Here is a 13,375-nt window from a genome sequence, read left to right on the forward strand (position 1 = left end):
TTGACCACCTCGAATGCAGCCGGCAGTATGGTTGCGCTTCGAAATAAAACTTATTATTTTTGTCATTTGTTAGCAAACCTATCAACGACGCCGACACGGGACGGCTCCGCCGCCGAACGGTTGGATTCAAGTCCGCCGGAGGGGAATCCGGTGGTATGCAACCGGGAGATCGCGTCCGCGTCGACCGCGGGGACGTCACGAACGAGGGGGTACTGCTCCCCTCGACGACTCGCGACCACCTCGTCGTCAAGCTCGACGGGGGGTACAACGTCGGTATCGACCGCGACGAGGCGGACGTGGAGGTGCTCGAATCCGGCGCCCGCGACGTCGACGAGGGCGCCGACGCGGGCGGCGGCGAGGCCTCCGAGATCACCTTCGAGGGGGACCTCCCGACGGTGTCGCTCATCTCGACCGGCGGGACGATCGCCTCCACCGTCGACTACCGGACCGGCGCGGTCACCGCCCAGTTCGACGCCGAGGACGTGCTCCGGGCGGTCCCCGACCTGGCGGGCCGAGCCAACTACCGCGGGCGCGTCGTCGCCAACATCCTCTCCGAGAACATGGAGCCGCCGATCTGGCGGGAGCTCGCCGAGGCCGTCCGCGAGGAGGTCGAGGCGGGCGCCGACGGCGTCGTCGTGATGCACGGCACCGACACGATGCAGTACTCCGCGTCCGCGCTCTCCTTCATGCTCGACTCGCCGGTGCCGATCGTGTTCACCGGGAGCCAGCGCTCGGCGGACCGACCCTCCTCCGACAACGTGATGAACGCGGTGTGCGCGGTCGAGGCCGCGAAGGCCGACCACGCCGAGACGCTCGTCTGCATGCACGCGAGCCCCTCCGACGACGCCTGCGCGCTCCACCGCGGGACCCGCGTCCGCAAGAACCACACCTCCCGCCGGGACGCCTTCGAGACGGTCGGCGCCGAGCCCCTCGGCCGCNNGCGGCCGAGGCGGGCGCCGACGGCGACGCCGCGGACGGCGCCATCGCGTGGAACCGCGAGCCGCTCCCGCGGGGGGACGCGGACGACGGCGGCGCCGCCGTCGCCCTCGACCCGGCCCTCAGCGGCGACGTGGAACTGATGAAGTTCACGCCGGGCATGGACCCGGCCGCGTGGGACTACCTCGACGACAAGGACGGCGTCGTTATCGAGGGTACCGGGCTCGGCCACGTCCACACCGATCTCATCCCGCGGATCGAGGAGCTGGTCGAGAGCGGCACCGTCGTCGCGATGACGAGCCAGTGTCTCGCCGGACGCGTCTGCGACCGGGTGTACGACACCGGCCGCGACCTGCTCGACGCCGGCGTCGTCGAGGCGGGCGACACGCTCCCCGGCACCGCGAAGGTGAAGCTGATGTGGGCGCTCGCGAACCTGTCCGACCCCGCCGAGGCGATGGGCCGCGACATCGCCGGCGAGCTCACCGAGGAGTCGCAGCCCTGGCGATGAGCGATCGGGAGTCCAGCGGCGCCGATCCGGCCCCCGTCATCCGCGAGGCCCGCCCCGCCGACGCCGACGCGGTGACCGCGTTCGCGCGGGACACGTGGGGCGAGCGCCACGAGGACTACATCCCGCGCGTCTTCCCGGAGTGGGCCGCGGCCGACGATCCCGAGGCCGGCACCTTCGTCGCGACGCTGCCGCCGGACGCGGTCGCCGAGAGCGACGCGATCGGCACCACCGACGGACGCGAGCCGGGCGACACCCTCGTCGAGGGCGACGGGACGGGCGCGGCCGCGGCGGGCGAGCCGGAGGCGGTCGTCGGCTGCATCCAGGGCGTCCTGCTCTCGGAGTGGGAGGCGTGGGGACAGGGGATCCGCGTCGACCCCGCGGCCCGCGGGTTCGGCGTCGGGACCGCGCTCTCGGAGGCCGCGCTCGACTGGGCCCGCGACCGCGGCGCGCGGGTGTGCCGCAACATGGTGTTCTCGTGGAACATCATGGGGCTCGGGCAGTCGCGGGCGGTCGGCTTCGACCCCGCGACGGAGTTCCGGTTCGCCGAGCCGGAGCCGGACGCGGACGCGGTCGACCCCTCCCTCGACGACCCCGACCCGAACGCCGCGTGGGCGTTCTGGCACGACAGCGACGCCCGCGACCACCTGCGCGGGCTCGCGTTCGATCCCGACGAGTCGTGGGCGTGCTCGGCGCTCACCCGCGAGCGCCTCCAGACCGCGGCCGACGAGGACCGGCTCCTCGCGGTCGCCGGTGCGGACGCGGTCGCCGGGTTCGCGGTCCGAACGCGCGTGACGGAGCGCGAGGTTGACGGCGAGACGACCCGAACCGCGACGTACGGCGTCGCCGCGTGGCGCGACGTCGACGCGGCCGGAGCGCTGTACGACGCGATCGCGGCCGACGCCGCCGCGGTCGACGCCGACGCCGTTCGGGTGCTGATCCCCGAGACGGTCGAACACGTGAGCGACACGGGCGCGAACCGTGTCCCGGTGGCGGCCGAACCGGACTTCGTGATGAGCGCGGACCTCACCGGTGAGCCGTGAGCCTCTTCGGCGTCGCCCTTCCCTGGTCGCTCCCCCTCACCCTCGTGATCTACGGCGTCGTCGTCGCCGCCGCGGCGTGGATCTACCGCGACGCGAGGACTCGCGGGAGCCGTTACGCGCTCGTCTGGGCGCTCGCGACGCTCGTGTTCACGATCGTCCCGGTGCTCGCGTACCTCTACCTCCACCGCGACGCGGGGCCGGCGCAGTGACTCGCACCGACCGCTTATCCCCTCGGGACTGAATCGCTCGAACGGATGCCCTCCACCGACCACGCACCGCGCCCGGAAGCCCGCGCTGAGGACCGTCGCCCGCGGGCGGTCGGATTCGTCCTCTCCAACGCCCTCCCGCTCGTCGGCGTCGTCGCGCTCGGCTGGAACGCGGCGGCGCTGATGGCGCTCTACTGGTTCGAGCTCGGGATCGCCTCCCTCTGGGCCGTCGTCCGCGCGCTGTTCGCCGGGCGCCCCTCCGAGATCGAGCGCGACGCGCTGCTCGTCGGGCCGCTCGCGCAGCGACGCGTCTCGCTTTCGATCCCTCGAACCGGCCTCGAGATCCGGCTCTCCTCGCTGCTCGTGCTCCCCGTCATCGTCCCGGTCCTCGCCGTCGTCTGGCTGTTCGTCGGCGCGCTCACGGTCGGCGTCGTCGCCGACGGCGGGCTGGCGCCGGGCGCGCTCGACACCGTGGCGCTCGCGATTGTCGCCGTCTTCGTCGGCGAGGGGACGACGACGCTCGTCGACTACTTCGGGCGCGGCGAGTACCGGGACCACAGCGCCCAGACGGCGATACGGGGCGTGTTCGCCCACGGTGCAGCGGTCTTCCTCGGCGCGCTGTTCACCGTTACGATCGTGGGCGCGGCGACGCTGGAGGGCGACACGCCGATCGCCGCGCTCGACCCGGACGCGGTCGGGCTCCCGCTCCTGCTCGGGGTCGTCGCGGTGAAGGCCGCGTTCGACCTCGCGGGGCTGTACAGCGACCGACTGGCCGCGTTCGACGACGCCTCGGCGCTCGATCTGGGGTTCTCGTCCGACCCGCCATCGCCGGAGCCGGTCGACGGCTCGCTCGCGGAGCCGGTCCGTACGGTCCGTCAGTCCGGGCGCGCTCGCCTCGCCGGGGCGCTGACGACGCCCCTCGCTCACCCGGGGCTGTGGTACGTCGCCGGGGCGTTCGCGCTCGTCGGCCTCCTGTTCGCGATCGGGGGAAACTGGGCGACCGTCGGCACCCTCGCCGCGGCCGCCGTCGGGCTCCCGCTGGGGGTCGCGACGCTCGACCACGAACTCCGGTACGGGCTCGTCTCGTACCGCGCCGGGGCGGACGCGCTCGTCGCTCACGACCGCCTCTTCGGCGCGACGCTGTGGCGCGTCGAGCCGTGGGACGAGACCGCCCTCCGGGTGACGCGGGGGCGACTCGACCGGCGGCTCGGAACCGAGACCGTCGTTATCGAACTCCGAGACGACGAGTACCGGATCCCCGGATTGGCGGACCCCGAACCGGTTCTGTCGGTGTTCGACAGGCGTGCGGAGCGACCCGCGGACTGAACGGGAGACCGATCGACCGGTCGGCGACCGCGCGGCGGTCACCGATTTTCCGCCCGGTAGAGCGGGTGTGCCTCGCCCGCGACCCGCCTGAACACCGCGATGACGCCGGCGTGAACGCTCACGAGGACGGTCACGCTCGCGACGATGGTCGCAACCTCGATCGGGGCCGGGAGCAGCCCGAGCGACACGATGAGCGTCGTCGCGCAGGCTGGCGCGTGGACCGCGTCGGTGGCGATCATCGCCCAGCTCGTGGCCACGAGCGAGACGGTCGCGCTCGCCGCGAGCCGGAACCCCCCCGGGGAGAACGCCGGTGGGGTCGCGGTGAGGCTGGCGCCCGACGCGATCAGCCACCACGCCGCGAACCCGGCCACGCCGCCGATGAGGTGGCTCCCGACGATCCGGGCGGCCCGATCGCGCTCGCTCCGCCTGTCGAAGGCGATCAGGAACGCCGACGGCCCGAGGCTCGGGAAGACGAACGGCTGGCCGGTCCCCCACGCGATCGCGCCGAGGACGGTGAAGAGGAGCCCGGCGTACAGACTGGTTCCGACGCGGCGTCGCATCGCCCGCCGGTCGGAGACGACCCCACAAAGCGCCGGCGGTTCGGCTCGCGCTATCGATCGCGAGATACGAACCCGAACGCCTAATTGTGGCCGCGCCGCCGGTGATGACATGTTCGCGACGCTGCCGGACGCGCTCCGCCTGTTCGTCGTCCCCGTCTTCGCGTGGGCGGCCCTGCGGGACGTTCGGACCAGACGGCTTCCGAACCGGCTGTGGCCGCCGCTGTACGCGTTCGGGGCGCTCCTGTTGGTCTGGGAGGCCGCCCGGCTGTGGCCCTTCGCGGGGCTCGACGGGCGGCTGTTCCTCGTTCAGGCCGCGATCAGCCTGCTGTTCGTCGCCCCGCTGGGCTACGCGTTCTGGTACCTCGGCGCGTTCGGCGGCGCCGACGCGAAGGCGCTGATCGCGATCGCGGTGCTGTTCCCGACGTTCCCGGAGTACGTCGTCGCCGGGGCGAAGCTCCCGCTCGTCGACACCCAGATCGGCGTGTTCTCGCTGACGGTGCTCACGAACACGGTCCTGCTCGCGCTCGCGTACCCGATCGGGCTCGCCGCGGTTAACCTCGTCCGCGGGGAGCGCTCGGCGACGATGTTCCTCGCGCGACCGGTGGCGACCGACTCGCTGCCGGACCGCCACGGGCGCCTGTTCGAGAGCGACGCGGGAACGACCCGGAACGGCCTCGATCTGGACGCACTTCGGATGTACCTCCGCTGGCGGGGGGTGACGCTCGCGGAGTTGCGCGAGGACGCGGCCCGCCTCCGCGACCCCGACAGCGTCGCCGAGACGCGCGACCCGACCGACGGCGGGACGCACGTCGGCCCGCGGACGGACGGGGGGACGGCGACCGGTGCCGACGGTGAGAGCGGCGCCGACCGCTCCGCGGACCGGTCCGACGACCCGTGGGCCGCCGAGCGCTTCCTCGACGAGATCGACCACGGCGCGTACGGCACCGACGCCGAGACGCTCCGCGGCGGGCTGGCGGTCGTCGCCCGGAAGGACCGCGTGCTCGTGTCGCCGGGAATGCCGTTCGTCGTTCCGATGGCGATCGGGCTGCTCGTCTCGCTGACGTACGGCGACGCGCTGTTCGCGGTGCTGGGCGCCGTCGGGTTGGTCTGAGGCGGCCGGCGACCGCGGTCCGAGCGCCCCCGCGTCCCCGTCAGCTCCCGGCGCGCAGGTCGCCGACCGTGAGCACTCGCGTCCCCACGGGTCGCTTCACGAACTCCCCGACCTCGCGGCCGAGCAGCTGGCTGACTCCGCGCTGGGCGGCGACGTCGAGCAGCCGCTGGTCGATCGGGCCGTCGACGACGACCGTGTGCGGGGCCGTCTCGGCGCTCTCCACCGCGTCGAAGGCGTCGGCCGCCTGGACCTCGGTGAGGACCCCGCGGTCGTCGCCGAGCAGCCGGGCGCGGTCGCTGCCGGCGTCGACGATCTCCTGTACGTGTTCCTCGATCGAGCGCGGCTCGTCGTCGATCGGGGTGTCGTCCGCCGGTCCGCGTTCCTCGCCGCTCGACCCGCCGGTATCGGCGCTCGCCTCGTCGTCGGACGGCGTATCCGTTTCGTCCGCGTCGTCCGTGTCCTCTGTGTCGCCCGCGTCATCCGGGGCGGCGCCGTCTGCTGTATCGCCGCCGCGCTCGCCGTCGTCGAGCGCGTCGTCGCTGTCGGCCCCGTCTTCCTCTTCGGCTTTCTCGGCGTCGATCGCCGCGGGCCCCGGCGCGTCCTCGACCGCCTCCACGAGTCCGCCCGCGTTCGCACCGCGGGCCCCGTCGGCGACGGCGCCGGAGTCGCTGCCGCCGTTCGCCTGGTCGGCTCCGGCCGCGGTTTCCGCGTCGCTCTCGGTCGTTCGATCCGCTCCGTCGGCGGGACCCGACGCCCTGTCGGTGAGATCGGTCTCTCCGTCTTCGGGAGGGCGGTCTCCCTCGGGGGACGCCTCCCCCGGCTCGTCCGCGGCCGCCTCGCGGAGGTTCGGCTCGTCCGCGAGGCTGCTGTACGGCACCTTCCCGCGGAGCGCCTCGAAGACCGCGTTGCGGTCGAGGTCCTCGACCGACTCGCCCGGCGGCGCGAACGCGACGTAGTCCACGTCGCCCACCTGCGCGAGCTCGCGGAGGATCAGCTCGCCGCCGCGGTCGCCGTCGAGGAACGCCGTGACGGTGCGGTCGGCGGTGAGCTCCGCGACCGCGTCGGGAACGTTCGTCCCCTCGACGGCGACCGCGTTCTTAATCCCGCACTCCAGCAGCGTGAGCACGTCAGCGCGCCCCTCGACGACGATGACGGCGTCGGAGTCGCCGACGCGGGGGCCGGCGGGGAGTCCCTCGTAGTCGACGATCCCCTCGACGCGGGCGGCCTCGCGGACCTCCTCTAGGATGTCGTCGCTCCTGAGGCTCGTCTCCTCGAAGCCGCCGGCGACGAGCTCCTTGGCGCGCTCGACGACCTCGCGGCGCTTCGCCGCCCGCACGTCCTCGATGCTCGTCACCTCCACCGAGGCGTGACAGGGGCCGATGCGGTCGATCGTCTCTAGCGCGGCGGCGAGGATCGCGGTCTCGACCTTGTCGAGGCTCGACGCGACCGTGACCTCGCCGAACGACTGGCCGTTCTCGGACTCGACGGCGACGTCGATCCGACCGACCCGCGAGGACTCCTGGAGGTCCCGCAGGTCCAACTCGTCGCCGAGGAGGCCCTCGGTCTGGCCGAACACCGCGCCGACGACGTCGCTCCGCTCGACGACGCCGTCGGCCGCGATGGTGGCGTGAATGAGGTATTTTTCGGTGTCTTTCATGATGGGTGAATGGTGATGATCGGGCGGAGCCGGCCGCCCGTGCGTCGTTGTGTCCGTCGGCGAAAATAGTTATCGCACGCGCCTGCGTCGGCAGCGTTCGAAGAAAATTTCTCTTCGATAGTCAATACCGAACGATACCAACACTATTTAGTCACAAAGTTCTAACATTGCTCCACATGAGCCGATCACGGAGAGATATCGCGTGGATACCGACGTTCGCGGTCCTCGTCGCCTTCGCGGTGCCGTGGCCGCTGTGGGGAGTCGACCTAACCGTCGCCGGGCTGCCGGTGTGGATCTGGTGGCACGTCGCGTGGCTCGGGCTGTGTACCGTCCTGTTCTCGCTGTTCGTTCGGAGCGGCGCGTGGGAACGCGGGATGGGCCGTCGCCCGGAGTCGGGCGCCGGTTCGGCGCTCGGGGGTGATCGGCGATGACGCTCGGCCTGTCGCTCGGTATCGTCGTCGGGTACCTCCTGTTCGCGCTCGCGGTCGGCCTCGTCGCGTACCGCGTCTCCGAGACCACCGCCGAGGACTACTACCTCGCGAGCCGTTCGATCGGGACGGTCGTACTGCTGTTCACCACGTTCGCCACCTTGCTCTCGGCGTTCACCTTCTTCGGCGGCCCGAACCTCGCGTTCGCCGCCGGCCCGGAGTGGCTGATCGTCATGGGGACGCTCGACGGCGTGCTGTTCGCGGTGTTGTGGTACGTTATCGGCTACAAGCAGTGGCTGATCGGCGACCGGAACGGGTACGTCACGCTCGGGGAGATGCTGGGTGACCGGTTCGGCTCCGTGGGCCTGCGCGCGCTCGTCGCCGGGGTGAGCCTCCTCTGGCTGTTCCCGTACGTCATGCTCCAGCAGATGGGCGCGGGCGAGGCGCTGGTGGGGCTCACCGACGGCGTCGTCCCCTACTGGGGCGGCGCGGCGCTGGTCACCGCCTTCATGATCCTCTACGTCGTCCTCGCCGGGATGCGCGGGGTCGCGTGGACCGACACGGTACAGGGACTGTTCATGCTCTCAGTGGTCTGGATCGCCGCCGTGTGGGTGGTCTCGGCGGTCGGCGGCGCCGGCGCCGCCACCGGCGCCATGCTCGACGCCCGGCCCGACTTCGGGAGCTTCGGCGGCGGGATCTACACGCCCGGCTTCATCATCTCCACCGCGATCACCATCGCGTTCGGCGTGACGATGTTCCCGCAGATCAACCAGCGCTTCTTCGTCGCGAACTCCGGCGAGACGCTGAAGCGCTCGTTCGTGCTGTGGCCGGTGCTCGTCCTCCTCCTCTTCCTCCCCGCGTTCATGCTCGGCGCGTGGGCGGTCGGGATGCCGGTCGACGTGCCCGAGGGCGCCAACGTGCTCCCCGTGGTGTTGAACGAGTACACGCCGGCGTGGTTCGCGGCGCTCGTGGTCGCGGGCGCGATGGCTGCGATGATGTCCTCCTCGGACTCGATGCTGCTCTCGGGGTCGTCGTACTTCACCCGCGACGTGTACCGCCCCGTGATCAACGCCGACGCCTCCGAGCGCCGTGAGGCGTGGGTCGCTCGAATCGGCGTCGCCGTCTTCGCCCTGCTCGCGTTCGTCGCGAGCCTCTTCCGCCCCGGGACGCTGATCGAGGTCGGCGACACCGCGTTCTCCGGGTTCGCGCTGCTCGCGCTCCCCGTGCTCTGCGCGCTCTACTGGGACCGGACGACGCGGACCGGGATGATCGCCGGCGTGCTCGTGCCGCAGATCGCGTACCTCGCGGTCGTGCTGTCCGCGGTCGTCGGCGACGTGCCGACGCTGCCCCGCACCGTCGCCGGCGGCTGGGACGTGGCGCTCGGGCTGATGGTGCTGTCGGCGCTCCTCACGGTCAGCGTCTCGCTCGTCACCGCGCGGACCGCCGACAGCGACGCCTCGCGGTTCGCGGTCACCGGCGACTGAGCCGACCGTCGCCGGTCAGTACTGGTAAAAATCGGGCCGTAAGGCGGATCAGTCGTCGAGCTCCTCGGTGACGGAGTCGGGCGCGGACTCCATGTCGCCGGGCGCCGCGTCGTGTCCGGACTCGCTCCCGCCCGGCCCCTCCGGCAGCGCGTCGAACTCGGGGTCGAACAGCTGGAGCGCGGTCCGGATCGTCTCCCAGTCGTCCTCGCCGGCCGCGTCGCGCAGCGACCGGGTCGGGGCGGCGAGCAGCTGGCCGACCAACGCATCCGCGAGGTCCGCGACGGTCTCGCGCTGCTCGTCGGTCAGGTCGCCCTGCGCTTCGAGCTTCGAGACGGCGCGGTCGACCTCTCTTGCCTTCACGCGGTCGGCGCTGGCGTACATCGCCGAGATGGCGTCGTCGGCGCGCTTGCGCTTGTACGCCTCCAGGATGCGGTCGAGCTCCTCGTCGATGATCGCCTCGACCTCCCGGGCCTCCTCCTCGCGGCTCTCGCGGGTCTTGCGCGTCACGTCTTCCAACGCGTCGATGTCGTACAGCGTCACTCCCTCGCGGTCGGCGAGCGACGGGTCCACGTCCCGCGGCTGCGCGATGTCGATGCAGACGAGCCGGTCCGCGCCCGCCACGTGTTGCGACCGGATCACCGGGTCCGGGCTGCCGGTCGCCGCGATCACGATATCGGCGTCCGGGACCACGGCCGGGAGGTCGGCGAGCGGCACGGCCTCCGCGGGAGTGTCGACCTCCTCGGCGACGAACGCGGCGTTCGGCACCGTCCGGTTGGCCACGACGATCTCCGAGACCGGGGTGTCGTCGAGGGTCCGGGCCGCGAGCGTTCCCATCTCGCCGGCGCCGACCACGACCGCGGAGCCGTCGGTGAGGTCGATCTCGTCGGCGGCCAGCCGCACCGCGGCCGAGCCGAGCGAGACGACGCCCTCGTTGATCGACGTCTCGTTGCGCGCGCGCTCGCCGACGTGGAGCGCCTTCGTCACGCCGTCTTTCAGCACGGGGCCGATGCCGCCGGCGGACTTCGACTCCTCGTACGCCTCGCGGAGCTGTCCGATGATCTGGTCCTCGCCGAGCACCAACGATTCGAGCCCGGAGGCGACCCGCATCAGATGCTCCAAGCTCTCCTCGTGATCGAGCCGGCGGACCGCGCCGCCGCGGACCTCGGGCGCGAACGACTCCAGCGCGACCGAGCCGTCGACGGTCCGATCGGTGACGACGTACGCCTCCGAGCGATTGCACGTCTGGAGCGCGAACGCTTCTTCGACGCCGTCGCGCGCGAGCAGGTCCGAGACGGTGGCGCGGACGCCGTCGCCGCCCGCGGCCTCGATCTCGTCGACCGTCGCGCGGGAGTGGGCGACACTCACGCCGGTGATAGCGCCCGTCTCCTTCATCTGGTGAGTACCTCCTCGATCACGGAATACGCCTCTTCCTGACCGTAGGAATCCCCCTTTTGTAAACCCTTCCAAACCCCCTCGGATCGCACGACGCGGCGGATCGCTTCCCGGCGTTTCGCGGGGTCGACATCCCGGTCTTTGAGCTCCGCTCGGAGCGTTCCCGACAGCTCCGCCATCGCGCCGGCGCCGTCGATCTCCGCCTCGATCCGCTCGCGGAGCGCCTTCGCGAGCGCGGGGCTCGCTCCCCCGGTCGAGAGCGCCACCCTGACCGGGTCGTCCTCGACCGTCGCCGGGACGACGACGCTTCGCGCTCCCCGCCCGCCCGAGCGGTCCGCGGCCGACACGTCGGTTCGGTTGACGAGCGCGCCCGCCTCGAGCGCCGCCGCCTCGGCCGCCGCGTTGACGGCGGCGTCGTCCGTGGCGGCGACGACGAGCGCCGGTCCGACGCGGTCGACCCAGCCGCGGACGGCGTCGGCGGTCGGCGCCGCGCGGACGAGCTCCACCGACTCCGCGTCCGCCTCGGCGAGTTCGACCAGCCGACCGTCGAACGCGGGGCTCACGACGACGACCCGCGCCTCGTCGGCGAAGCGAGACGCCTTCCGCGAGCCGACGGCGCCGCCGCCGAACACCAGCACCGTCTCGTCGGCGAAGTCGTGATACAGCGGGATCACGCGGTGTTGCTGTCGGCGCGGTCGGCGATGCGGATCCCCGTCTTCTTCAGAATCCGGGTCGAGAACAGCGTGTCCCAGTCGCTCTCGTCGACCTCCCAGTACTCGTCCATCAGCTCTTTCACCTCCGCGATCCGGCGCTCGCTCTCGGCCTCCGTCCGCCCGTGGGTCATCGCGAAGAAGTTGTACTCCCAGACGCCCTCGTGGCGGGGGCGCTGGTAGCAGTGGGTGACGAAGTCGAGCCCGGCGACCGCCGGCCCGACCTCGTCGAGCGCGTCCTCGGGCACGTCCCAGACGGTCATCCCGTTCTCCGTGTATCCGAGCGCGTAGTGGTTCGGGATGACGCCGACGCGGCGCACCTTCCCCTCCGCGTTGAACCGTTTGATCGTCTCGATCACCCAGTCGGTGTCGGCGCCGATCGCGGCCGCCACGTCGGCGTACGGCGTCTCCGTGATCGGGAGCCCGCCCTGTATCTCGACGACGAGGTCTCGCTCGTCGGGCGTGAGCGTCGACCGGTCGCTCGGCGAGACGGCGGGCCCGAGATCGGAGCGATCAACCTCGCCCTCGGGGACCGGCCCGTCGACGAGGAACTTCGCGCCGACGTGGAACTCGCGGACCTTCGGGAGGTTGTACGTCTCTTGGCCGGTCGCGACCTCGATCTCCGAGAGCACCTCGTCGACCCGGTCGGCGCCGTCCTTGTCGGGGTCCGGGTGGTCGGCGACGCTCACCACGAACCACATGTTGAGGTGCGGGTGCTCGCGCTCGTAGTTGTGCGCCACCGCGGAGAACCCGTTGACCGTCTCCGCGATCTCGTCGTACCGGTCCTCGGGCGCGTGCATCGCCACGAGCGACGCCGCCCCGCCGATCTCCTCGGCGTTGACGAGCGCCCCGAACCGGGAGAGGATCCCCTCCTCGTCGAGTTCGCGCACGCGCTCGCACAGCTCCGGGCCAGTCACGTCGACCCCGTGCTCGCGGAGCGCGGCCGCGGCCGGTTCGAAGGGGCGCTCGATCACCGGGAACCCGCCCTGGAAGGCGTTGATGATCCCGCGGTCGAGCGCCGTCAGATCCGCGTCGACCTCTTGCATACTCCGACATCGGGTCCGCGCGAGAATAAGCGATTCGACCGCCGCGTCGCCGCTGACGCCGACCGGTCGAACCGACGGCCGACACTCAGCCGTCGAGGTTGCGAGCGATGTCGGACAGCGACGAGCGAGGACCGCGCGTCGCCTCGTACACCGTCCGCTCGCCCGGAATCCGGAGCCCGTACTGCTCGCCGGCAACGACGACGTCGAAGACGATCACGTCGCCCGGATCGCGGTCGTTGTCGTCGAGCCACTCGGCGAGGCGGTTCGCCCCCTCGCCGGGCTCGCGCGCGAGCCGTCGGTTGTCGAACGCGCCCCGGAGGAGCCGCCCCTCGCCGTCGCTTCGGACGGGCGCGTAGTACTCCTCGCGATCGATGGCGACGCGAACGATGTCGCCCGCGGAGAGCGCCAGCGACTCGCAGTCGCCGGACTCGACGCGCCCGTCGAGCTCGTCGTCGTTCGGGAGCCGGACGCAGGGTCGGCGAGTGCCGCCGCTCCGGGCGAGCGAGACGCGGATCGAGGCGACGCCCTCGTCGTCGGAGGGGACGCGGGGCATCGAAAAGGGGGTTACTCCTCGTCGGCGTCCGCGTCGCCCTCGCCGAGCGCGGCGGCGACATCGTCGCCGTCGACGACCGAGACGTTGATCTGCGCCACGTCGTCGTCGACCTCGCGGCCGCGGACGGTGACGCGCTTGCGCTCGCCCTCGCGGGACGGCTCGAATCCCACGCCACCCTCGAGGAGCAGTTCCTTCAGGCGGGTGCCGGAGACGTCCTCGCGCATCGGGCGACCGGTCTCGTCGGAGCCGCCGGTGATCTCGATCGTGTGCTCGGAGAGCCCGACGGCGTCACCGCCGATCTCGTCGCCGATCTCGCGACCGAGGAACCGGTTGGCGTCCTGTCCGTCGACCTCTCGCTGGAACGTCTCGCCGGTGTCGGGGTCGGCGATGACGACTTTGAATTCGGCCATGGGCGAAC

The 13,375-nt window shown here is 71.9% G+C and carries 13 protein-coding genes and 1 pseudogene; 7 read left to right on the forward strand and 7 right to left on the reverse strand.

Annotation, left to right across the window (positions count from 1 at the left end):
* Positions 1-155: 155 nt before the first annotated feature.
* The 4 genes and pseudogenes from gatD (at position 156) to DJ69_RS16340 (ending at position 4,016) form a co-directional block, all read left to right on the forward strand.
* A pseudogene (gene gatD / locus DJ69_RS16325) lies at positions 156-1,444 on the forward strand (Glu-tRNA(Gln) amidotransferase subunit GatD).
* Complete coding sequence (locus tag DJ69_RS16330) at positions 1,441-2,484, forward strand: GNAT family N-acetyltransferase (RefSeq protein ID WP_099256584.1); 1,044 nt, start codon at positions 1,441-1,443, stop codon at positions 2,482-2,484. The pseudogene gatD and the gene DJ69_RS16330 overlap by 4 nt, the downstream one beginning before the upstream one ends.
* On the forward strand, positions 2,481-2,693 hold the full coding sequence (locus tag DJ69_RS16335; RefSeq protein WP_099256585.1) for a hypothetical protein: 213 nt from the start codon (positions 2,481-2,483) through the stop codon (positions 2,691-2,693). Before DJ69_RS16330 ends, DJ69_RS16335 begins: the two co-directional genes overlap by 4 nt.
* Positions 2,694-2,738: 45 nt before the next feature.
* Positions 2,739-4,016, forward strand: a complete 1,278-nt coding sequence (locus tag DJ69_RS16340; RefSeq protein ID WP_099256586.1) for a DUF6498-containing protein — start codon at positions 2,739-2,741, stop codon at positions 4,014-4,016.
* A 38-nt stretch (positions 4,017-4,054) separates the two neighbouring features.
* Here the strand turns inward: DJ69_RS16340 and DJ69_RS16345 are convergent, their stop codons facing one another.
* The gene (locus DJ69_RS16345; RefSeq protein ID WP_099256587.1) at positions 4,055-4,576 is read right to left on the reverse strand and encodes an HPP family protein; all 522 of its coding nucleotides are present in this window, start codon (positions 4,574-4,576) and stop codon (positions 4,055-4,057) included.
* Positions 4,577-4,685: 109 nt separating this feature from the next.
* Between DJ69_RS16345 and DJ69_RS16350 the strand changes: the two genes are divergently transcribed.
* Positions 4,686-5,687 (forward strand): A24 family peptidase, encoded by a 1,002-nt coding sequence (locus DJ69_RS16350; RefSeq protein ID WP_099256588.1) that lies wholly within the window; start codon positions 4,686-4,688, stop codon positions 5,685-5,687.
* Positions 5,688-5,727: 40 nt separating this feature from the next.
* Here DJ69_RS16350 and dnaG read toward each other — a convergent pair whose 3' ends face one another.
* Entirely contained in the window at positions 5,728-7,344 is a 1,617-nt protein-coding gene (gene dnaG / locus DJ69_RS16355) for a DNA primase DnaG (RefSeq protein ID WP_099256589.1), read from the reverse strand.
* Between the two features lie 176 nt (positions 7,345-7,520).
* Here dnaG and DJ69_RS16360 point away from each other — a divergent pair, with 176 nt between their 5' ends.
* Both DJ69_RS16360 and DJ69_RS16365 read left to right on the forward strand, forming a co-directional pair.
* Positions 7,521-7,775, forward strand: a complete 255-nt coding sequence (locus DJ69_RS16360) for a DUF3311 domain-containing protein (protein WP_099256590.1) — start codon at positions 7,521-7,523, stop codon at positions 7,773-7,775.
* Positions 7,772-9,256, forward strand: a complete 1,485-nt coding sequence (locus DJ69_RS16365; RefSeq protein ID WP_099256591.1) for a sodium:solute symporter family protein — start codon at positions 7,772-7,774, stop codon at positions 9,254-9,256. Before DJ69_RS16360 ends, DJ69_RS16365 begins: the two co-directional genes overlap by 4 nt.
* Positions 9,257-9,304: 48 nt before the next feature.
* Here DJ69_RS16365 and hemA read toward each other — a convergent pair whose 3' ends face one another.
* From hemA to DJ69_RS16390, 5 genes are all read right to left on the reverse strand, one after another.
* Entirely contained in the window at positions 9,305-10,648 is a 1,344-nt protein-coding gene (gene hemA, locus DJ69_RS16370; protein ID WP_099256592.1) for a glutamyl-tRNA reductase, read from the reverse strand.
* The gene (locus DJ69_RS16375; protein ID WP_099256593.1) at positions 10,645-11,322 is read right to left on the reverse strand and encodes a precorrin-2 dehydrogenase/sirohydrochlorin ferrochelatase family protein; all 678 of its coding nucleotides are present in this window, start codon (positions 11,320-11,322) and stop codon (positions 10,645-10,647) included. Before DJ69_RS16375 ends, hemA begins: the two co-directional genes overlap by 4 nt.
* Positions 11,319-12,404 carry a siroheme decarboxylase subunit beta gene (gene ahbB, locus DJ69_RS16380; protein ID WP_099256594.1) on the reverse strand — a complete coding sequence of 362 codons (1,086 nt, stop codon included), beginning with the start codon at positions 12,402-12,404 and terminating at the stop codon, positions 11,319-11,321. The genes DJ69_RS16375 and ahbB overlap by 4 nt, the downstream gene beginning before the upstream one ends.
* Positions 12,405-12,489: 85 nt before the next feature.
* A complete protein-coding gene (locus tag DJ69_RS16385) occupies positions 12,490-12,957 on the reverse strand; it encodes a DUF7112 family protein (RefSeq protein WP_099256595.1) in 468 nt (155 codons plus the stop codon).
* Between the two features lie 11 nt (positions 12,958-12,968).
* Positions 12,969-13,367 carry a 30S ribosomal protein S6e gene (locus tag DJ69_RS16390; RefSeq protein ID WP_099256596.1) on the reverse strand — a complete coding sequence of 133 codons (399 nt, stop codon included), beginning with the start codon at positions 13,365-13,367 and terminating at the stop codon, positions 12,969-12,971.
* Positions 13,368-13,375 lie beyond the last annotated feature (8 nt).

Origin of the sequence: Halorubrum persicum (assembly GCF_002727125.1) — an archaeon.
Taxonomy (GTDB): domain Archaea; phylum Halobacteriota; class Halobacteria; order Halobacteriales; family Haloferacaceae; genus Halorubrum; species Halorubrum persicum.